Genomic DNA, 21,655 nt, shown 5'->3' on the forward strand with positions numbered 1-21,655 from the left:
CGGAAGTTAGGAGATGCCGATGGAAAGCAAAGTAGTTATCCCGACCCAGGGCCAGAAAATCACAGTCGATGCCAGCGGCAAGCTGCAGGTTCCCAACCATCCGATCATTCCGTTTATCGAAGGGGATGGCATCGGCGTGGACGTAACCCCGGCCATGTTGAATGTGGTGAATGCTGCGGTCGAGAAAGCTTACAAGGGCGAACGTAAGATCGCCTGGATGGAGATCTACACCGGCGAGAAGTCGACTCATGTCTATGGTGAAGGTGCCTGGCTGCCGGCCGAAACCCTGGATTTCATTCGCGAATACTGCGTCGCCATCAAGGGCCCGCTGACTACTCCGGTCGGTGGCGGTATCCGCTCTCTCAACGTAGCCCTGCGTCAGGAGCTGGATCTCTACATCTGCCTGCGCCCGGTCCGTTACTACGACGGCACCCCGAGCCCGGTGAAACGTCCTGACCTGACCGACATGGTGATCTTCCGTGAAAACGCCGAAGACATCTACGCCGGTATCGAGTGGAAGGCCGACAGCGCCGAAGCGAACAAGGTGATCGCCTTCCTGCAAAACGAGATGGGCGTGAAGAAAATTCGCTTCCCCGAGTCCTGCGGGATCGGCATCAAGCCGATGTCCAAGGCCGGTACCGAGCGTCTGGTGCGTGCCGCCATCGAGTATGCCATCGACAACGATCGCGACTCCGTGACTCTGGTGCACAAGGGCAACATCATGAAGTTCACCGAAGGTGCCTTCAAGGATTGGGGTTATGCTCTGGCCCAGAACGAGTACGGTGCCCAGCTGATCGACGGCGGCCCATGGTGCTCCTTCAAGAACCCGAAAACCGGCAAGACCATCGTCATCAAGGATGTCATCGCCGACGCCTTCCTGCAGCAGATCCTGCTGCGTCCGGCCGAGTACGACGTCATCGCCTGTATGAACCTCAACGGTGACTACATCTCCGATGCGCTGGCCGCGCAGGTGGGCGGTATCGGTATCGCACCGGGTGCCAACATCGGTGACGGTGTGGCTCTGTTCGAAGCGACCCACGGTACTGCGCCGAAATATGCCGGTCAGGACAAGGTCAACCCGGGCTCACTCATCCTCTCCGCCGAGATGATGCTGCGTCACATGGGCTGGGTCGAAGCGGCCGATCTCATCATCAAGGGGATGGAAGCGGCGATCCGCAACAAGACCGTCACCTATGACTTCGAGCGTCTGATGGAAGGTGCCACCCTGCGCTCCTGCTCCCAGTTTGCTCAGGACATGATCGACCAGATGTAATATCTTCTGCTTGCCAGAAAAGACAAAACCGGCGCCATGAGCGCCGGTTTTTTTTATCTCGAGTGAGTGGAGAGGATCAGATGTTGGCCGCTGCCAGATACTTGGCCATCTCCTCGGCTGGTACCATGCCGCCGCCGGTGGCCCACACCAGATGGGTGGCGCGGGCCATGGTTGCAGCGTCCAGTCCCTGCGAGGTTTGCCATGCCGGATCGGCCGCTACGCGCCAAGGGCCAGCCATGCCAGCTAGAGCAGAGGGTTCCAGCTTGATCTGCTCATCGCGCGCCAGTAGTCCCAGCAGGTCATACATCTCCTGATCGCTCAGGGTGTAGAAGCCCGCCAGCAGCCGCTCCATGGCGCGGCCGACGAAACCCGAGGCGCGCCCTACCGCGAGGCCATCGGCTGCGGTGAGGTTATCGATGCCCAGATCCTGCACCGCAATGGCATCGTGCAGCCCGGTGTGGACCCCCAGCAGCATGCAGGGGGAGTGGGTCGGTTCGGCAAACAGGCAGTGAACATGGTCACCGAACGCGAGCTTGAGACCAAAGGCCACCCCACCCGGGCCGCCGCCGACGCCGCAGGGCAGGTAGACGAACAGCGGGTGCTCGGCATCTACCTTGATGCCCATCTGGTCGAACTGCTTTTTCACCCGCTCGCCCGCCACCGAGTAGCCGAGGAACAGGGTGCGGGAGTTCTCGTCATCGATAAAGAAACAGTTGGGGTCGCGTTCAGCCTCTTTGCGCCCCTGTTCCACAGCAACCCCGTAATCTTCTGCGTATTCGACTACGATGGCGCCATGTTCGCGCAATTTGCGCTTCTTCCACTCCCGCGCATCGGCCGACATGTGGACGGTGACGGTAAACCCCAGCTTGGCGCTCATGATGCCGATGGACATGCCAAGGTTGCCGGTGGAGCCCACCGCGATGCTGTACTGGCTGAAGAACTGGCGGAACTCGTCGCTAAAGAGCTTGCGGTAGTCATCCTCTTCTCGCAGCAGACCGGCTTTGATGGCCAGCTGCTCGGCATGGGCCAGCACCTCGTAGATGCCGCCGCGCGCCTTGATGGAGCCGGAGATGGGCAGGTGGCTATCTTTTTTCAGCAGCAACTTGCCGGTGACTTCGACACCGTAACGCTCATTGAGGGTGCGCTGCATCGCCGGAATAGCGGCGATGTCGGACTCAAGAATGCCGTTGCTGGCGCGGGTCTCGGGGAAGGCTTCGCACATGTAGGGAGCAAAGCGAGTCAGGCGGGCGGAAGCGTCCGCCACATTGCTGTTATCGAGCCCCACATAGGGCAGACCGGCAGCCAGAGTGGTGGTGTTGGGGTTGAACCAGGTGACTGGCTCAAGCGCGATCAGGGATTGCACCAGTGGAAATTGCGCTGTGAGCTGTTGTACATCGATGTTTTTCATAGTGTTCTCGGTCTTGTTACACGATAAAGGAGAGCAGGAAGGTACCGGCCAGCGCCATCAGGGAGGCGACAAAGGTGGCGGTGGTGTAGTACTTGAGCGTTTCGTTCAGGGTGGCGCCGCAATACTGCTTGACCAGCCAGAACAGGGAGTCAGTCACCATGGTGCAGCCGATGGCACCGGAGCCGATGGCCAGGGTCATGATCTCCGGGCTGATGTTCGGGTAGTGCACCATGATGGGGGAGACAATGGCGGTGGCACCCATCATTGCGACGGTGGCAGAGCCCACGGCGGCGTGCAGTACGATGGCAACCAGCCAGGCCAGCAGGATGGGATGCATATCCAGCTGGGAGAGGATGGTGGCCAGGCTATCGCCCAGCCCGCTCGCCTTGAGTACGCCGTTGAAGGCGCCACCCGCACCGATGATGAGCAGGATATTGGCGATGGAGGAGAAGCACTCCTCGGTCTTGCTAAGCAACCCTTCCATCTTCATCTGCTGGCGGATCCCCAGTATGTAGTAGGCGGTGAAGGCAGCGATAAACATGGCGGTGATGGGGTTGCCGATAAACTCCAGCACGACATAGAGGTGGCTTGCGTGATCCATATTGAGCTCGGCGACCGTCTTGGCCAGCATCAGCAGGATGGGCAGCAGCACGGTAAAGAGCGAGGCGCTCAAGGTCGGGAGAGTTGCCTCATCGCGCGCCTTGATGTCGGCAAAGGCATCGGGTACCCCCTTGAACGGGAGCCGGTTACCCAGCAGTTTGAGGAACAAGGGGCCGCCGATAAGGGAGGCAAAGAGGCCGACCGCCAGACCATAGACGATGACGGAACCCACATCGGCGCCCAGCTGATTGGTGACATAGAGGGCCGCAGGGTGCGGCGGTACGATGCAGTGCACGGCCATCAGGGCGGTGCAGAGCGGAATGGCCAGCTTGAGCAGCGAGGTGTTGGTCTTGCGGGCGATGGAGAAGGCGAGCGGGATCAGCAGCACCACGCCGACTTCGACGAACAGAGTGATGCCACATACCAGACCAACCAGCACCATGATGACATCCGGCGAGAGCCAGCGGCATCTCTGCAGGGCGAGGCCGATACGCTCCGCCGCGCCCGACACCTCCATCATCTTGCCGAGTATGGTGCCAAGGCCGATGACGGCGGCGAGAAAGCCGAGCGTGCCGCCAATTCCCTCTTCCATGGCGCTGACCATCTTGAGGGGCTCCATCCCCATCAGGGTGCCCACATAGAAGCTGGCCAGCAGCAGGGCAAGAAAGGGGTGGATCTTGCCCTTCACTATGGTGACCACGATAAGAACGATGCTACTTAGCAAGGTAGCGATGACCCATACCTCTGAACTCATACTGCGCCTCGACATCTGTTGTGTGTGATTGTTTATGCGCTATTGAATGAAAATGAGGCGGGGCTGACAAATGATGAAATCGACCACTTGGATGAGCTGAAGTGATGCAAAATGGCCTTATTGGTCACATTTTCTGTAAATGATGTTTATTGGGTCTTTGCATTGCATCTGGAAAGGGGGGATGCGCGGTATGATGTACGTGAACCGGTGAGAGGAGTTTGCATGTATATCGCGGATCACTACATATCACGCAACAAGCTGCTGAATGGCTACCAGCTGGCCAAGCTGCACACCTTCGAGGCGGCAGCGCGCCACGGCTCTTTTGCCATGGCAGCCGATGAACTGTCGCTGAGCCCGAGTGCCGTCAGTCACCGGATCAGCGCGCTGGAGGAGGAGCTGGGCTTTCAGCTCTTTGAGCGTTTCCATCGTAAGGTGGTGTTGACCGCGGAAGGGCAGCGGGTGTTCTGGGCGCTCAAGTCATCGCTGGAGTTCATCAATCAGGAGATCCTGGAGATCAGAAATCAGGAGCTCTCGGGCACTCTGACCATCTACTCGCGCCCCTCCATCGCCCAGTGCTGGCTGGTGCCAAGGCTGGCCGACTTCTCAAGACTGCATCCCCAGATCGAGCTGAACATTGTGACCGGCAACGAGAACATCAATCTGCACGGTTATGGCATCGATCTGACCCTCTACTTCGATGAGAAGGTGCCGGAGCGGCTCGCCATCCACCATCTGATGGATGAGTACATAGTGCCGGTTTGCAGCCCCGAATATGCCATGCAACACAATCTGCTGGAGAATCCCGGCAACCTGCAGCACTGTCGGTTGCTGCACGATCGACAGGCCTGGGGGTATGACTCCGATGGTGATGAGTGGGAGAGCTGGGCACGCCACCACGGAGTGAGCCTCGCTGATTGCCGGCTAAATATGGGCTTTGATCGCTCCGATCTCGCCATCATCGCCGCCATGAACCACGGGGGCATCGCCATGGGACGCAAGAATCTGGTGAGCAAGCGGTTGGCGCGCAACGAACTGGTGACCCCGTTTTCGGGCCGTGAGGTGAAGTGCGAACAGCGTTACTACATTGCGACCCTGCCCAATCGCCAGTGTCCCAAGATCCAGGCGTTTATCGAGTGGGCGCAGCAAACGGCGCAAGAGACTGCATCGGCCTGATGGGGCCCGCAGCTGGAAAAACAAAATAGAGGTTATTGGGGGAGGAGATAAACAAGCGCCTTGCAGCTTGGTGCTGCAAGGCGAATAGTCGAAGGATCAGGTGGTTCTTTCCAGATGGTGCTGGTAAATCTGCTGCCACTTGTCCAGCTCGGTCTCATCCCCTTGCTGCTGCCAGAACTCGCAGATGGAGCTGGCAAGCTCGGATGCCATGGCGTGGTCGCCATCGCGGCGGCTCATCAGATATTGTCCAAGCCAGCTTTGGTACTGTTTCATTGCACGATCTCCTTATCAATTTGACGATTGATACTGCGGCTGCGACGGCTCCACACCCTGAACGGGCCCGGTCGCAGGCACCTTGCGCCTTGTCTGCGGATCTCCCTGTTTTTCGCCGTTATAAGTGTCAATTCAGACAGATAGCGGTCGAGAAAGGAGCGAAGGTGTCAAAAATTGGCCACTACCTTATCACAAAAAGATGTGAAGATCAGGTTTTGGGGTCAATTGGGTTATAAATCGGGCAAAAATTGAGCCTGATAGCGATAGAAGGGGCCAGAAAGCTTGCGCCCCTCTCTGGTCTGCTGCGGGCTGTATGGCTGGAAAATTACTGAGTGAGGCGGCGTGCCTGCCAGTAGCGGCTTTTCCAGTAGACATTGTCGAGCCGCGAGCGGATCACCCCCTTGCTGGTGGAGGCGTGGATAAACTCCCCGGCACCGGTGTAGACCCCCACGTGATACTGCTGCCAGCCGGTCTTGAAGAAGACCAGATCGCCGTGCTGCAGCCGGTAGCGATCGACGGGTTGGCCGATATTGGCCTGGGATTCGGTGGTTCTTGGCAGGTTGACCCCCAGCACCTGGTTGTAGGCGAGCTGGGTGAAGGCTGAGCAGTCGAGCCCGGCGCGGCTGGTGCCGCCCATCCGGTAGGGCACCCCTCGCCACTGCTGATAGAAGCCGTCGAAGGCGCTGTTCTGGCGCGGGGCCGGCGGTGGCTCAGGCGTGCTGGAACAGGCGGCCAGCAGCAGGGTCAGCAGGATGAGCTGCAACGGACGGTACATCGGGGCACATTCTCCAGAACAAACGTGGCAAAACAGGTGCGACAGGACACGTTCGGCACGACAACTTTTCCATCATAAACAAGGTATTGGTCAGATACCTAGCTAGATGTGACAAAAATGGTCGCTTTGTTGCAAAAAAACGCCAGCACGGTGGCTGGCGCTTGGGGTCTGGCGTCACAGGTCAGGAGACGGGCTGATCAGCGGCTTGAGCAGCTCGGCCAGCTTGTAGAAGGTCTGCACCCGGGTGGTGCTGGGGCGCCACACCAGCCCGATCTCGCGGTAGGGGTGTTCGCCTGGCAGCGGGATGGCCACCAGATCGGAGTTGTCGAGAATGCCGGCATCGATGGCCATCTGGGGCAGGAAGGTGGTGCCAAGACCCGCTTCCACCATCTGCACCAGGGTGTGCAGGCTGGTGGCGGCAAACGGGTTGATCTTGCTCTTGTCCCGCAGCCGGCAGGCGCTCACCGCATGCTCGGTGAGGCAGTGCTCCCGCTCCAGCAGGAAGATGCTCTGGTTGGGCAGCTCCTTGTAGTCGAACGGGGTGTGCAGGCCGGCCGCCATGCTGGCGGGCATCACCATGTGGAAGGGATCCTGACCGACCGTCTTGCAGTGAAAACCGCCAATCTCGATGGGCAGGGCGAGGATCAGCAGGTCGAGCTGACCCTGCTCAAGTTGCTTGAGCAGATTGCTGGTGGTGTCTTCCCGCAGCAACAATTCGAGGTCAGGATAGGCCTTGCTGCACTCTTTGAGCAGCTTGCTCAGGAGGAAGGGGGCAATGGTGGGAATGCAGCCGAGGCGCACCGTCCCCTGCATCACCCCACCCTGATTGAGGCCAAGTTCCATCAGATCCCGCGCATCGGAGAGCAAATTGCGAGCTCGCTCGACGATTTCCATGCCGACCGGGGTCATAATGAAGCTCTTGTGGTCACGCTCCACCAGTTGCAGGTTCATCATGTCCTCCAGCGTCTGGATCCCGGTACTCAGGGTCGATTGACTGACATGACAGGCCTTGGCGGCGCGATTGAAGTTTTTGTGCTCGTCGAGAGCAACCAGATATTGCAGCTGTTTGAGGCTGGGCCAACGTTGCATAGAAAAACCCGATTAATGCTATCTATTTAATTTGATTTACTAATCTACCACCGGGTATATAGTTTGTCGCTTGAATTAGACGGACTTGGCTCTAGGTAGCCCAATCCTGACTGGATTGTTCACTTCACATAAAGAGGAATTGAATATGGTATTGGTAGGCCGTCCCGCACCCGATTTTACCGCTGCAGCTGTTCTGGGTAATGGTGAGATTGTTGACACTTTCACCCTGTCATCCCACATCAAAGGCAAAGCTGCCGTTGTCTTCTTCTATCCGCTCGATTTCACCTTCGTTTGCCCGTCCGAGCTGATTGCCTTCGACCACCGCTATGAAGAGTTCCAGAAGCGCGGCGTGGAAGTGATCGGTGTTTCCATCGATTCCCAGTTCTCCCACAACGCATGGCGCAACACCAAAGTGGAAGATGGTGGTATCGGTCAGGTCAAGTACCCGCTGATCGCCGACGTCAAGCACGAAATCTGCAAAGCCTACGACGTTGAGCATCCGGAAGCCGGTGTTGCTTTCCGTGGCTCCTTCCTGATCGACAAGAACGGTGTTGTTCGTCACCAGGTTGTCAACGATCTGCCGCTGGGCCGTAACATTGACGAAATGCTGCGCATGGTCGACGCCCTGCAGTTCCACGAAGAGCACGGCGAAGTGTGCCCGGCTCAGTGGGAAAAAGGCAAAAAAGGTATGCAAGCCTCTCCGGACGGCGTTGCCAAGTACCTGTCCGAGAATGCTGACTCCCTGTAATCGGGTTCGCTCTCTGCTTGAAAAACCGGTGCCAAGGCACCGGTTTTTTTATATCTGCAATTTATCCCGATGTTCATAGCGCAAGGTCATGCGGGTCTTGCTCATTGCCCATGGCAGGAGCCCGGAATGACTGTGTCGGGCAAGAGCTCGGTCGCAGTTCCCAGCAGGCCATGGCGCGTCGGGCCGCTATCTGGCGCTGAAATTGTTTCACCTACGCAACGAATATCAAGATTTTCCATCTTAATTTGCAACAATATGAGTCCGGGAGAGGGCAGAAGCGTCGCCGGAATAGGCGATAGTGAAGCGCCGTGTTGCCCCTTATCAGCAAGAGGATCGTGGGCAAGCGGCATGGCTGCGAGAGTTGAGCGGTGCGCAGTGGGTTTGCCCGCAGAGAAATGCGAAGGATAAAAAAAGCGCGCCTTGGGCGCGCTTGTTTGCGGGAATCAGCGGCTATTCGTCAAAGACCCCGAAGTGCTCCTTGGCGAAATTGACCCGCTGCTCCACGTTCATCTTCACCTGACCGAGCTTCTCGATGGTCTTGAGGTTGGGCACCAGACCGCGGCCGTTGGCGATTTGAATGGCCAGACCCGGGCGGGCGTTGAGCTCCAGCAGCATGGGGCCGCGGAACTTGTCGAGCACCATGTCGGTACCGATATAACCCAGACCCGACATCTCGTAGCAGGAGGCGGCCAGCGTCAGCAGGGTATCCCAGTGGGGCACCTTGAGCTCGTAGAGATCGAGGCCGGTATCCGGATGGTGGCGCAGCGGATTGCCAAACTGCACCGCCCGCAGGGCGCGGCCGGTACGCAGGCAGAGACCCACGCCCACAGCACCCTGGTGCAGGTTCGCCTTGCCATCAGAAGCCGAGGTGGAGAGGCGCATCATCGCCATCACCGGGAAGCCCTTGAAGATGATCACCCGGGCATCGGGCACCCCTTCAAACGAGTAGCCGTCGAACACGTCATCGAAGTTGATGAGGCCTTCGACCAGCGCCACGTCGGGCTTGCCGCCCAGCGAATAGAGCCCCGCCAGAATGTTGGAGACATGGCGCTCCAGATCCTGACCGTTGCTGGCACTGCCGTTGGGCTTGTAGAAGAGGCCATCTTCCTGACGCAGGATCACCAGGATCCCCTTGCCGCCGGAGCCGCGCGCCGGCTTGATGCAGAAGCCTGGCCAATCCTTGACCAGCTCGGTAATGCGACCCACGTCGTGCTGGGCGCGGATGGTGCCGATCAGTTCCGGCACCGTTACGCCCGCATCCAGCGCAATACGCTTGGTCTGCAGCTTGTCATCCACCAGCGGATAGAGGCTGCGCGGATTGTAGCGGCTGATGTAGGAGTGGTTGCGCTTGTTCATGCCGAGGATGCCTGCCTGCGACAGGCTCCACGGGGTGGTGTACTTTTCCCAGAACCACATCTGTTACTTGTCCTTACCCGGGGTGGCACCAGATTTCATCTCGTCCACCAGCGGCTTGAAGCGCTTGAGCTCGCTCAGCTTGTAGCCGGTGTAGTTACCCATCAACAACACGGTCGCCATCAGTACCAGCTGCAGGCCGAGGAAGTTGAAGGTGAGGTGACGAATGAGCTCGTTATCCATGGCCAGATAGGCGATGACTGCCACCAGCAGGGAGCCGCCACCCTGGCGGAATACCTCTTTCGGACCCTCTTCTTCCCACAGGATGGACATCCGTTCGATGGTCCAGGAGAGGATGATCATCGGGAAGAAGGTGATCTTCATGCCGTCGGTCAGCCCCAGCTTGAAGGCGAACGCCGAGAAGACCCCGATCAACGAGATAACCATGATGATGATGGCCGATATCCGCGCGACCAGCAGCAGGTTGAGCCGCGACAGGTAGGAGCGGATCACCAGACCGGTGCCGACGATAAGCAGGAAGCCCACCAGACCGGTGATCAGCTGGGTCTGGATAAAGGCGACCGCGATCAGCACCGGCATAAAGGTACCGGAGGTCTTGATCCCGACGATGACCCGCAGGAACACTACCATCAGCACGCCGATGGGGATCAGCAGCAAGCCCTTGAACAGGGTCTGCTCTTCCAGCGGCAGGCTGTGGATGGAGAAGTTCATCATCTCTGACTTTTCAAACTTCTGGGCCAGCGCCACGCTCACCGGTTGCTCCTGCTCGATCATCGAGAAGCTTACCTTGGAGTTGTGGCCGCCAGTCACATCCAGCAACGAGCCGGAGTTGTATTCCCACAGCAGCAGGTTGCCAGGACGGCCCTGTTCGCCGGTCTGGGGGTTGAACAGCTTGTAGTCGGTCGGGCTGTTGAACACCTGCAGGTAATCGACCAGCTCCTGACGACGGCGACCATCTTCCAGGCTCAGGGCGTGGACGACGCGGGCCGGTACATCAGCATTGTTGAGCAGCTCGGCGATCAGGTTGGCGCGGCTCTTGTGCTTTTTCAGCAGCTCGGCGTTCTGCTCCTGCTTCTCGATCTCCTTGATGATCTCGCGAGTCAGGGTGTAGCCGTCGGCAGAGCGCTCCTGGGCGCGCTCCAGGATCTGCTTCATGGCGGTGGCGTAGGGCTCGCTCTCGATCTGCTTCTCGATGGCGGGCGGCTGCGGGTTGGCAGCCGGCTTGGCGTGGGCATCCGCCATCATGTCGACGCGGTAGTAGAGCTCCTGACGGCCGGAGGCGGTGCGGATCGACCACTCGGCGCGCGCATCGCCATCCTTCTCGACGAAGGAGAGGCCGTAGCCGGGGCTGGCGGCGTTTTCGTTCATCAGGGTAAAGCCGGGCTGGGTACCCGGAATGGCCAGGGAGGCGATCACCGGCTCACCGGTGGCTTCAAACTCCAGCTTGGCTTCGATAGACCAGATCTGGCGCTTTTCACCGGGCGTGAGCGGAACGTCCAACGCGATGTGGTGATAGATCGTCATCCCCAGGCCGACAATGTACAGCAGGGCTACCAGCAAATAGAACGGCTTACGGGAAACCATGGATTATTTCACATCCTTGAGCTTGGGTTTGGGTTGGATATATTCGCGGGCCACATCGACCACAGCGATATCTTTCAGGAATTCACGACCCAGCAGCACGGGGAAGGCCATGTCGCTACGATCTTTCAGGGTAAATTCGGCCTTCTCGGTCATGTCGCCGATGCGCACGGTCAGACGGACCACGGGACGGCGGTCGAGATCGTCGGCAGAGGCCTGACGTACCCGCACGTGGCGTACCAGCGGCGCTTCGATCTGGATCTTGTCGTCGGCGTCCTGATGGCTCAGCAGGAAGCGAACCCAGTTTTTGCCGTTGCGCTCGAAAATGGTGATCTCCTGAGCGCTGATGGAGGAGGTGGTCGCACCGGTATCGACCCGGGCCTGGAAGGCGTCATTGGCGGCATCCACCCAGATCCACTCCGCTTCACCCACCATCAGCTTGCCATCGATGGTGTGACCCTGATTGGGCACCGGACACTTCTCGGCTGGTACAGCCATCGGCTTGGGCGGTTCGGAGGGGAGGGCGGCGATCTTGTGATCTACTTGTTTGACGGACTCTTTCATATTGGTGACATCTGTATTGAGCTGAACCAGCAGGTGCTGTTGCTGCACATACTGCTTCTGTTGCTGCTCCATGGATGTTTGCAGGCGCTGCTCGCTCTGGCTCAGCTCGCTACGCAACTCGGCCAGTGTCAGTGCAGGAACCTGGGGCGCTTTTTCCATATTGACACACCCGCCGAGACTGAGCAGGGAGAGCAGGGTCATTCCTTTTAATTTGCTTTTCATGTCATTCATTTAACTGTGCTTCCTGGAATTGGGTCAGTGTAACTTCCACAGCCGCCATCGGCTAGTCTTTGGCCTTTCTGGCAATCAGTACGGCACGTTTCGGTGCCGGATGTCCTTCTACCGTGAGTGCCGGATTGTCTGGGTCCAGATAATCACTCAGGGATTCATTAATCATCCAGTCGGTACGACGCTGTTCGTCCGTGCTGGTCATATTTTCATCGACAATTCGCACGTCGGTGAAGCCGCAACGCTCGACCCATAGCTTGAGGGCGGCGCTGGATGGAATAAACCAGACGTTGCGCATCTTGCCGTAGCGGTCGATGGGCATCAGCACATCATTGACACCGCCGTCAATCACCAGCGTCTCCAGCACCAGCTCGCCATCATCCTTGAGCTGGTTGCGCAGCTGCTCGATGTGCTCGATGGGGGATTTGCGGTGATAGAGCACCCCCATGGAGAAGACGGTGTCAAACGCCCGCAGCTCCGGCAGCTCCTGAATCCCGAGCGGCAGCAGGTGGGCACGCTGGTCGTTGCCGGCGAAGTGGCGAATCGCCTCGAACTGGCAGAGGAACAGCGGGCTCGGATCGATGCCGACCGCGAGCTTGGCCCCTTCACCCACCATGCGCCAGAGGTGATAGCCGCTGCCGCAGCCCACATCCAGCACGTAGCGGCCTTCAAGCGGGCTGATATGGGGCAAGACCCGATCCCACTTCCAGTCGGAGCGCCACTCGGTGTCGATATGGATGCCGTGCACGGTGAACGGCCCCTTGCGCCAGGGCATGAAGTGGCGCAGCAGGCTCTCGACCTTCTTGCGCTCCCCTTCACCCAGGCTCTCGGCCGAGCCGATTTCAACCCGGCTTTTCAGCTCGACGTGGTCGGGGGCGACGGCCGGCAGCTTGTTGAGGGCGCGGTTCCAGCGCGGCAGATCGCCGTGCTGGTTATCGTGTTGCCAGGCGTGCAGCTGGGCGGGCAGGGTATGCAGCCAGTGGCTCAGCCGGTTTTTGGCGATCAGTTGATAGAAGTTGGCAAAGTCGATCATGGCTGGGCGTCGCTGGATTTGATGGCAATCATGGAGCCGAAGTTGAAGCACTGGAACCAGAGATCCTGATGGACGAAACCGGCGTCGCGCAGACGGGCCTGATGTACCGGCAAGCTGTCGGTGCGCATCACGTTCTCGAGGGCGGTGCGCTTCTGGCTGATCTCCAGCTCGCTATAACCGTTGGCGCGCTTGAAGTCGAGGTGCAGGTCGATGAGCAGCTCGTTGACCGGCTCGTCTTCGAAGCGGAACTTCTCGCTCAGGATCAGGATCCCGCCCGGGCGCAGACCATCGTGAATGCGCTGGATCAGGGCAGCCCGCTTCTCGGGCTCGACAAACTGCAGGGTGAAGTTGAGCACCACCACCGAGGCGTTCTCAATCTCGATGTCGCAGATATCCGCCTCCACCAGCTCCACCGGCACCTCGGATTTGAAACCGGAGAGGTGGGCACGGGCGCGCTCGATCATGGGGTGGGAGAGATCCACCGCCGTGATGCGGCAACCGGGCTGGCTGATATGGCGGCGCATCGCCTGAGTGGCGGCGCCCAGCGAACAGCCGAGGTCATAGAGTCGGCTCTCGGGTTGGGCGTAGCGGGCGGCCATCATGCCGATGGCAGAGATGATGTTGCTGTAACCCGGCACCGAGCGCTGGATCATGTCGGGAAAGACATCGACGACCTGTTCGTCAAAGCAGAAATCACCCAAACGGGCGATGGGGGCGGCAAATATTTGATCTTTGGTATGCATGCTGGCGCAACCTGACAGCCGGCATATCGGCCGACTGCTTTGTTCAATTGAATCGTTGGGTGGCACCCGTCTGGGGGTGGCTCATCACCTGTTTACGAACGGGGTGGCCGGTCATGAGCTCCTGGTGACCGGTCCTGTTCGTAGGGGTCATCTCCGGACCCTTATCGGGAGCCGAGTCATTTGTTACCACTGATTAACAGTAACGGTGACAGGGCTCCTTGCATGGGGCGCTAGTGTAGAGGATTGACGGCCATTTGTCTTGACGCCGGGCCCCGCCAAACCACAAAAATCGCCCTTTTTTTACTGCGTTTTCGGGGCTCTGCGAGGGTTGCTTGTGCCACTGGTTAAAAGGGCAGCACTCCCTGCCGCGCGCGATCGTTTTCCCCCGGCCAGGGGGCCATCTCTTGCCCCAGCAGACGGGTTACCTGACGGGCCAGTTCGGGGGCTTGGGCGTTGTCGGCGGTATGGATGTAGAGGTAAAGATCCTTCCCCTCGGCCAGCCATTGGCGCCAATGGGGTATCCAGCTGGGCAGGAAGGGGTGGTTGGCCGCCGGATCCGGCAAGCCAATCAGGCGCACCATGGGGGCGTTGGCGGTCGCCAGCAGATGTACCGGCAGACGCGGCTTTTTACCTTGGGCATCTACAAGGGCTGCGGTAGTGGCTGGTACCGAGAAGAGCGGGCGGCTGTCGAGCATCACCCGGTTGACCCCTTTTTCCATCAGCAGCCGGTTCAATGCCCGCTCGGCCTCCCCCTTGGCGAAGAAGTCGGGATGGCGCACCTCGAGGGCGTAGCGAAACGCCGGCGGCAGCCCTTCGATAAAGGCTGCAAGCCGGGGCAGCCCCTCCGGGCTGAAGCGGGCGGGCAGTTGCAGAGTGAGCAGCCCCAGCTTGTCGTGCAGCGGGGCGAGCAGGCGGATAAAGTCGGCTACCTGTTTGTCTGCGCTCACCAGATCGCTCTGGTGACTGATGGTTTGCGGAAACTTGAAGTTGAAGCGAAAGCGATCAGGCACCGCATCGGCCCAGCGGTGCACCGTATCGGGGGTCGGCAGGGCGTAGAAGGTGGTATTGCCCTCCACCGAGTTGAAGACGGTCGCGTAGTGGGCGAGGTGCTCGGCGGGCTTGGCGCCCAGACCCAGTAGCTGGCCGGGCCAGGCGGGGTGGGACCACTGCGGCAGGCCCAAATAGAGGCTCATGGCGACGTCTCTCTCTGCTCTTGGTGAATTCGGGCCCCTTTTTTTGCCATCAAGAGCAAAAAACTGGTGAAAGGAGGCTGCTGGCCATTTTACCCAAAAGGGGGTTTTCCTCTATAATGCCAGCCCTTTTGTTTTTCAATTTCTTGTGACCCATGCCTATCTACGAATATCGTTGCGACGTCTGTGGCCATGAATTGGCAAAACTGCAAAAGCTTTCCGATGCCCCCCTGACCGACTGTCCGGCCTGTAGCAAGCCGAATCTGGTCAAGCTGATATCGGCGGCAGGCTTCCGGCTCAAGGGAACCGGATGGTACGAGACTGATTTCAAACCGGGTAAGAAAAAAAATCTGGCCAGCTGTGAGACAGACGGTGCTTGCCAGTCGTGCCCGGCGGCCCAAGGTTAACCGTCTCTCTACAATTTCGAAGGAAGAAGTCCATGCGCTCTATCTATTGCGGACAGGTCAATGAGGCCCATGCCGGGCAGACCATTACATTGTGCGGTTGGGTCCATCGTCGTCGTGATCTCGGCGGTCTGATCTTTATCGACATGCGCGATCGCGAAGGGATCGTGCAGGTGTTCTTCGATCCGGACAAACCGGAAGCGTTCGCCCTGGCTTCCGAGCTGCGCGGCGAGTTCTGCATCCAGGTGACCGGTGTGGTGCGCACCCGTCCCGAGTCCCAGCGCAACAGCGACATGGCCACCGGTGCCATCGAAGTGTTCGCTCACGAGCTCAACATCATCAACCGTGCCGAGCCGCTGCCGCTGGACTTCAACCAGGTCAACAGCGAAGAGATCAGCCTCAAGTATCGCTACCTGGATCTGCGTCGCCCCGAGATGGCCAAGTACCTGAAGACCCGCGCCAAGGCCAGTGCCTTCGTGCGCCGCTTCATGGACGAGCACGGCTTCCTCGATATCGAGACCCCGATGCTGACCAAGGCCACCCCGGAAGGTGCCCGTGACTATCTGGTGCCGAGCCGCGTGCACAAGGGCAAGTTCTACGCTCTGCCGCAATCTCCCCAGCTGTTCAAGCAGCTGCTGATGATGTCCGGCTTCGACCGTTATTACCAGATCGTCAAGTGCTTCCGTGACGAAGACCTGCGTGCCGACCGACAGCCGGAATTCACCCAGATCGACGTGGAGACTTCCTTCATGACCGCACCGCAGGTGCGTGAAGTGATGGAAGAGATGATCCGCAAACTGTGGCTGCACATCCTGAACGTGGATCTGGGCGACTTCCCGATCATGACCTTCGACGAAGCCATGCGTCGCTACGGCTCCGACAAGCCGGACCTGCGTCTGCCGATGGAGCTGGTTGATGTGGCTGATTTGCTGACTGCGGTCGAGTTCGCCGTGTTCGCTGGCCCCGCCAACGATCCGAAAGGCCGCGTGGCTGCCCTGAAAGTACCGGGCGGCGCCGAGCTCTCTCGCAAGCAGATCGACGAGTACACCAAGTTTGTCGGTATCTACGGTGCCAAGGGCTTGGCTTGGATGAAGGTCAACGAAGCGGCCAACGGTATCGAAGGCGTGCAGTCTCCGGTTGCCAAGTTCCTCTCTGACGCCATCGTGCGCGAGATCCTGACCCGTACCGGCGCCGCAGACGGCGACATCATCTTCTTCGGTGCCGACTCCAAGAAAGTGGTTTGCGATGCCATGGGCGCCCTGCGTCTGAAAGTGGGTCGCGATCTGGGTCTGCTGGAGAACAGCTGGAAGCCGCTGTGGGTCATCGACTTCCCGATGTTCGAGGAAGATGGCGAAGGTGGTCTGGCTGCCATGCACCACCCGTTCACCGCGCCGAGCAACATGAGCCCGGCCGAGCTGAAAGCCAACCCGGTGAGTGCTTACGCCAACGCCTACGACATGGTGATCAACGGCTACGAAGTGGGCGGCGGCTCTGTCCGTATCCACAACAGCGAGATGCAGGCCACCGTGTTCGATATCCTGGGTATCACCCCGGCCGAGCAGCGCCTGAAGTTCGGCTTCCTGCTGGATGCCCTGAAGTACGGTACCCCGCCGCACGCCGGTCTGGCCTTCGGTCTGGACCGTCTCAGCATGCTGCTGACCGGCACTGAAAACATTCGGGACGTCATTGCCTTCCCGAAAACCACTGCGGCCGCCTGTCTGATGACCGACGCCCCCAGCCTTGCCAACGCCGCCCAACTGGGTGAGCTGGCGATTGCAACCACCGTCAAGGGTGATGAGTAAGCCCTTCCGGGCACCGGAGGTCGCGTAGCGGCCTCCCTGTTCCCCTTGCGTTAGCAATGACGTGTGTTACTGAAATTTCAAAAATATAACGGAGAGTCTCTATGGCAGGTCACAGTAAATGGGCCAACATCAAACACCGCAAGGCCGCTCAGGATGCCAAGCGTGGCAAGATCTTCACCAAGCTGATCCGCGAAATCACTACCTCCGCGCGTCTGGGTGATGCCGATCCGGCCAACAACCCGCGTCTGCGTGCTGCGGTGACTGCCGCCCTGACCAACAACATGACCCGCGACACCATCAACCGTGCCATCCAGCGTGGCGCCGGTGGTGGCGATGGCGAACAGCTCGAGACCATCGTATACGAAGGTTACGGCCCGGCCGGCTCTGCCGTCATGGTTGAGTGCCTGACTGACAACCGCAACCGTACCGTAGCCGAAGTGCGTCACGCCTTCAGCAAGTGCGGTGGCAACCTGGGTACCGACGGCTCCGTCGCCTATCTGTTCAGCAAGAAAGGTCTGCTGACTTTCGTTGGCGTGGACGAAGATGCCCTGATGGACGCCGCGCTGGAAGCGGGTGCCGATGACGTGGTGACCGAAGAGGATGGCTCTATCGAGGTGTACACCACGCCGAACGATTTCGGTACCGTGCTGGATGGTCTGGAAGCTGCCGGCTTCAAGGCCCAGAGCGCCGAAGTGACCATGATCCCCTCCACTGAAGCGGAGCTGGATGCCGAGACCGCGCCCAAGCTGATGCGTCTGATCGACATGCTGGAAGATCTGGACGACGTGCAGGAGGTTTACCACAACGGTTCCATCTCCGACGAAGTGGCAGCGACCCTGTAATCGCGCCTCGCACTCATGTTGCAAATGGCAGCCAGATGGCTGCCATTTTTTTATTGTTGCAAAGGTGAAACAGACATCGCCTTGTTTATTTCATCAGTGAAACAGCCCGTGGCCAGTACTCATCCCCACGCCCGGCTATCACACTCCGGCAGGTTCTCCGAATTTCCCCTTTCCTATCCCGATTTCCATTCAGCTCTTGTATCAGTGGCTTGCGGATACTCTCGGCTGGGCCAGTGCTGTCTGCCTGGCTAAGAAGAGCTGCGGGGATTGTTCGCACAGTTTGTACCGGCAACCCAATCCCGTACCGGGGGGCTTGTGGTATGGATTACCTGATGGATGAGAGTGGTAACGGGTTGTCAGGTTGGGGAGGGAGGAGAGTGGGGGAGTGCAGGGTGTCACATATAAAAAAAGCCCGCGCAGTGCGCGGGCTTGTTATCTCAGGACTGGTTATCAGGCCTTGGATTTCTTCTTGCCTTCAACCTTGGCTTCAACCGGGGCAGCAGCTACCGGAGCGGCTTCGGTGAAGGGACGACCGTAGTAGGAGTCCAGCAGAACCTGCTTCAGCTCGCTGATCAGCGGGTAGCGCGGGTTGGCACCGGTGCACTGGTCATCAAAGGCTTCGATAGCCAGCTGGTCAACCTTGGCCAGGAAGTCAGCTTCGGCAACGCCAGCTTCGCGGATGGAGGCCGGGATACCCAGGGTAGCCTTCAGTTCATCCAGCCAGGTCAGCAGCTTCTCGATCTTGGCAGCGGTACGGTCACCGGCAGCAGTCAGACCCAGGTGGTCAGCGACTTCGGCGTAACGACGGCGAGCTTGCGGACGGTCGTACTGGGAGAACGCAGTCTGCTTGGTCGGGTTGTCGTTAGCGTTGTAGCGGATCACGTTGCTGATCAGCAGGGCGTTGGCCAGACCGTGCGGAATGTGGAACTCGGCACCCAGTTTGTGAGCCATGGAGTGGCACACACCCAGGAAGGCGTTGGCGAACGCGATACCGGCGATGGTGGCAGCATTGTGCACCTTCTCACGAGCGATCGGGTCGTTGGCACCGTTCTGGTAGCTGGACGGCAGGTACTCTTTCAGCATTTTCAGGGCTTGCAGCGCCTGACCGTCGGAGTACTCGTTGGCCAGTACGGAAACATAGGCTTCCATGGCGTGAGTCACGGCATCGATACCACCGAAGGCACACAGGGACTTCGGCATACCCATGACCAGGTTGGCATCAACGATGGCCATGTTCGGGGTCAGCTCGTAGTCAGCCAGCGGATACTTCTGACCAGACACTTCATCGGTTACTACTGCAAACGGAGTGACTTCAGAGCCGGTACCGGAAGTGGTGGTGATACAGACCAGTTCGGCCTTCACGCCCATTTTCGGGAACTTGTAGATACGCTTGCGGATGTCCATGAAGCGCATGGCCAGATCTTCGAACGCAGTGTTCGGGTGCTCGTACATCACCCACATGATCTTGGCAGCATCCATCGGTGAACCACCCCCCAGCGCCAGGATAACGTCCGGTTTGAAGGAGTTGGCCATCTCGGCACCCTTGCGAACCACAGCCAGGGTCGGGTCAGCTTCTACTTCGTAGAACACTTCCACTTCCATATTCTGTGCTTTCAGCAGGCTGACCAGCTCATCGGCGTAGCCGTTGTTGAACAGGAAGCGGTCGGTCACGACCATGGCACGCTTTTTACCTTCCAGGTCGCTCAGAGCGATCGGCAGGGAACCACGACGGAAGTAGATGGATTTCGGAAGTTTGTGCCACAGCATGTTTTCTGCCCGTTTTGCGACTGTCTTCTTGTTGATCAGGTGCTTCGGACCCACGTTTTCTGAGATGGAGTTACCGCTCCAGGAGCCGCAACCCAGGGTCAGGGACGGTGCCATTGCGAAGTTGTACAGGTCACCGATACCGCCTTGGGTAGACGGAGTGTTGATCAGGATACGCGCAGTCTTCATCTTGTCGCCGAAGTACTTGATGCGGTCAGCGTTGCGGTCCTGGTCGGTGTAGAGACCTGAGGTGTGGCCGATACCACCGATGTTGACCATGTCACAGGCCATATCAACGGCGTTTTCGAAGCTGCTTGCACGGAACATACCGAGCAGCGGGGACAATTTCTCGTGAGCAAACTCGTCTTCTGCACACAGCTTGACGCCTTCACCGATCAGGATCTTGGTATCAGCCGGCACAGTCACGCCTGCCATCTCGGCAATCTTGGTGGCTGGTTGGCCAACGATGTTGGCGTTCAGGGCGCCGTTGATCAGGATGACTTTACGTACTTTGTCAGCATCTTCTTTGGAGAGCACATGGCCCTTGTGGGATGCAAAGCGCTCTTTAACCTGGTCGTAGATGGCATCAACAACGATGACCGCCTGCTCGGAAGCACAGACCACGCCGTTATCGAAAGTCTTGGACATCAGGATGGAGGCAACGGCACGCTTCACGTCGGCGGTTTCGTCGATAACGATAGGCACGTTACCGGCACCTACACCGATAGCAGGCTTACCGGAAGAGTAGGCTGCTTTCACCATGCCCGGGCCACCGGTGGCCAGGATCAGGTTGATGTCGTCGTGTTTCATCAGAGCGTTGGAGAGCTCAACAGACGGTTGGTCGATCCAGCCGATGATGTCTTTCGGTGCACCGGCGGCAACAGCTGCATCCAGTACCAGCTTGGCTGCGGTATTGGTGGAGTTCTTGGCACGGGGGTGCGGGGAGAAGATGATGGCGTTGCGGGTCTTGAGCGCGATCATGGATTTGAAGATCGCAGTAGAGGTCGGGTTGGTGGTCGGAACGATACCACAGATGATACCTACCGGCTCGGCGATGGTGATGGTGCCCATCTGAGTGTCTTCGCTCAGAATGCCGCAGGTCTTCTCTTCTTTGTACTTGTTGTAGATGTATTCGGAGGCGAAGTGGTTCTTGATAACCTTGTCTTCGATGATACCCATACCGGATTCTTCCACGGCCATCTGGGCCAGGGGGATACGGGCGTTGTTGGCGGCCAGGGCGGCGGCACGGAAGATCTTGTCTACCTGCTCTTGAGAGAAGCTGGCGAATTCACGCTGTGCTTCCTTAACGCGGGCGACCAGTGCATCCAGTTCAGCCAAATTGGTTACTGCCATGTTTATCTCCTGATTATTTGAAAACTGTTTAGTAAGACGTTGGCAATGCCCGGCAATTATAGTCACCCTGTCAAGGAGGTATCGTTGCAACAGCTTTTTCACATGCCTTACTAAATTGCTTTCTGAGTCGATTATAGAGCGGGGCTGACTCAGAAAAACTTGATCTGGATCATGTGTAACAAAAGAACAAAAGAAATTTTATTTCATGATCCATGTTTGATGGATGTTATCGGAATGTGCATCCTGAAGGAAGCAAAGAGGATTGTAAATAGACGGTAATAATCGCTTTGTATCAAATGGTTAAATAAGCTTTAGCCAGTTTGCTGGAAGTGGAACAGGCTCTTCAGGTTATAAAATATGAATGTTGTGGTTACAAAGTCACCATTCAACCTGTCCTAAAACCCCATTTGTTACGAAATTGCATGTTGTTTTAATCCATGACTAATCCAATTGATGGCTGTGACAGCGATCTTTGGGGCGTGGCAGTTAGCCGTTCAATGCCATCTTTGCCATCGCAGCAAAGGCGATAAGCCAGGATATGGGCACACAGACAAGTGTTGGGTGGCAATTGAGCCCTTTTGTGCTGGTTAGCACCGGTTTATGCCACGTTGAGGCCATGCATTAGCGAAACTAACTAAAAAACCCTGTAAATGGTGAGATTATTTGATTGGTGCCCGCCCTGGG

18 protein-coding genes are annotated in these 21,655 nt (G+C 58.4%); 6 read left to right on the plus strand and 12 right to left on the minus strand.

Annotated elements, in window-relative coordinates; genetic code table 11:
• Positions 1–19 precede the first annotated feature (19 nt).
• Entirely contained in the window at positions 20–1,273 is a 1,254-nt protein-coding gene (gene icd, locus LG31_RS0109930; RefSeq protein ID WP_033114311.1) for an NADP-dependent isocitrate dehydrogenase, read from the plus strand.
• 76 nt (positions 1,274–1,349) lie between these two features.
• Here the strand turns inward: icd and LG31_RS0109935 are convergent, their stop codons facing one another.
• Both LG31_RS0109935 and dsdX read right to left on the minus strand, forming a co-directional pair.
• A complete protein-coding gene (locus LG31_RS0109935) occupies positions 1,350–2,681 on the minus strand; it encodes a D-serine ammonia-lyase (protein ID WP_033114312.1) in 1,332 nt (443 codons plus the stop codon).
• A gap of 16 nt (positions 2,682–2,697) precedes the next feature.
• Positions 2,698–4,035 carry a D-serine transporter DsdX gene (gene dsdX, locus LG31_RS0109940; protein WP_033114313.1) on the minus strand — a complete coding sequence of 446 codons (1,338 nt, stop codon included), beginning with the start codon at positions 4,033–4,035 and terminating at the stop codon, positions 2,698–2,700.
• A gap of 222 nt (positions 4,036–4,257) precedes the next feature.
• Between dsdX and dsdC the strand changes: the two genes are divergently transcribed.
• On the plus strand, positions 4,258–5,208 hold the full coding sequence (gene dsdC, locus LG31_RS0109945; protein WP_033114314.1) for a DNA-binding transcriptional regulator DsdC: 951 nt from the start codon (positions 4,258–4,260) through the stop codon (positions 5,206–5,208).
• Between the two features lie 96 nt (positions 5,209–5,304).
• On the opposite strand, the gene LG31_RS21425 is transcribed toward dsdC, so the two are convergent.
• The 3 genes from LG31_RS21425 to LG31_RS0109955 form a co-directional block, all read right to left on the minus strand.
• Positions 5,305–5,481 (minus strand): hypothetical protein, encoded by a 177-nt coding sequence (locus tag LG31_RS21425; RefSeq protein WP_104014414.1) that lies wholly within the window; start codon positions 5,479–5,481, stop codon positions 5,305–5,307.
• A gap of 325 nt (positions 5,482–5,806) precedes the next feature.
• On the minus strand, positions 5,807–6,256 hold the full coding sequence (locus tag LG31_RS0109950) for a C40 family peptidase (RefSeq protein WP_033114315.1): 450 nt from the start codon (positions 6,254–6,256) through the stop codon (positions 5,807–5,809).
• 174 nt (positions 6,257–6,430) lie between these two features.
• Entirely contained in the window at positions 6,431–7,345 is a 915-nt protein-coding gene (locus LG31_RS0109955; protein ID WP_033114316.1) for a hydrogen peroxide-inducible genes activator, read from the minus strand.
• Positions 7,346–7,490: 145 nt separating this feature from the next.
• Between LG31_RS0109955 and LG31_RS0109960 the strand changes: the two genes are divergently transcribed.
• A complete protein-coding gene (locus LG31_RS0109960; RefSeq protein ID WP_033114317.1) occupies positions 7,491–8,093 on the plus strand; it encodes a peroxiredoxin C in 603 nt (200 codons plus the stop codon).
• Positions 8,094–8,543: 450 nt separating this feature from the next.
• On the opposite strand, the gene LG31_RS0109965 is transcribed toward LG31_RS0109960, so the two are convergent.
• The 6 genes from LG31_RS0109965 to LG31_RS0109990 form a co-directional block, all read right to left on the minus strand.
• Entirely contained in the window at positions 8,544–9,509 is a 966-nt protein-coding gene (locus tag LG31_RS0109965) for an alpha-L-glutamate ligase-like protein (RefSeq protein WP_033114318.1), read from the minus strand.
• A 3-nt stretch (positions 9,510–9,512) separates the two neighbouring features.
• On the minus strand, positions 9,513–11,051 hold the full coding sequence (locus tag LG31_RS0109970) for an inactive transglutaminase family protein (protein ID WP_033114319.1): 1,539 nt from the start codon (positions 11,049–11,051) through the stop codon (positions 9,513–9,515).
• Positions 11,052–11,054: 3 nt separating this feature from the next.
• The gene (locus LG31_RS0109975) at positions 11,055–11,843 is read right to left on the minus strand and encodes an ATP-dependent zinc protease family protein (RefSeq protein WP_033114320.1); all 789 of its coding nucleotides are present in this window, start codon (positions 11,841–11,843) and stop codon (positions 11,055–11,057) included.
• A gap of 52 nt (positions 11,844–11,895) precedes the next feature.
• On the minus strand, positions 11,896–12,873 hold the full coding sequence (gene cmoB / locus LG31_RS0109980) for a tRNA 5-methoxyuridine(34)/uridine 5-oxyacetic acid(34) synthase CmoB (protein WP_033114321.1): 978 nt from the start codon (positions 12,871–12,873) through the stop codon (positions 11,896–11,898).
• Positions 12,870–13,616: a carboxy-S-adenosyl-L-methionine synthase CmoA gene (gene cmoA / locus LG31_RS0109985; protein WP_033114322.1), complete on the minus strand. Its 747-nt coding sequence runs from the start codon at positions 13,614–13,616 to the stop codon at positions 12,870–12,872. Before cmoA ends, cmoB begins: the two co-directional genes overlap by 4 nt.
• A 344-nt stretch (positions 13,617–13,960) precedes the next feature.
• Positions 13,961–14,809 carry a DUF72 domain-containing protein gene (locus tag LG31_RS0109990; RefSeq protein ID WP_033114323.1) on the minus strand — a complete coding sequence of 283 codons (849 nt, stop codon included), beginning with the start codon at positions 14,807–14,809 and terminating at the stop codon, positions 13,961–13,963.
• Positions 14,810–14,961: 152 nt separating this feature from the next.
• On the opposite strand from LG31_RS0109990, the gene LG31_RS20480 reads away from it, so the two are divergent.
• From LG31_RS20480 to LG31_RS0110005, 3 genes are all read left to right on the plus strand, one after another.
• Positions 14,962–15,213: an FmdB family zinc ribbon protein gene (locus LG31_RS20480; RefSeq protein WP_005337686.1), complete on the plus strand. Its 252-nt coding sequence runs from the start codon at positions 14,962–14,964 to the stop codon at positions 15,211–15,213.
• A 32-nt stretch (positions 15,214–15,245) separates the two neighbouring features.
• Positions 15,246–17,012: an aspartate--tRNA ligase gene (aspS, locus tag LG31_RS0110000; RefSeq protein WP_033114324.1), complete on the plus strand. Its 1,767-nt coding sequence runs from the start codon at positions 15,246–15,248 to the stop codon at positions 17,010–17,012.
• 101 nt (positions 17,013–17,113) lie between these two features.
• Positions 17,114–17,854 carry a YebC/PmpR family DNA-binding transcriptional regulator gene (locus LG31_RS0110005; protein WP_033114325.1) on the plus strand — a complete coding sequence of 247 codons (741 nt, stop codon included), beginning with the start codon at positions 17,114–17,116 and terminating at the stop codon, positions 17,852–17,854.
• Between the two features lie 450 nt (positions 17,855–18,304).
• Here LG31_RS0110005 and adhE read toward each other — a convergent pair whose 3' ends face one another.
• Entirely contained in the window at positions 18,305–20,971 is a 2,667-nt protein-coding gene (adhE, locus tag LG31_RS0110010; RefSeq protein ID WP_033114326.1) for a bifunctional acetaldehyde-CoA/alcohol dehydrogenase, read from the minus strand.
• Between the last annotated feature and the right edge of the window lie 684 nt (positions 20,972–21,655).

This window comes from Aeromonas lacus (genome assembly GCF_000764665.1).
In the GTDB taxonomy this organism is placed as follows: Bacteria; Pseudomonadota; Gammaproteobacteria; order Enterobacterales; family Aeromonadaceae; genus Aeromonas; species Aeromonas lacus.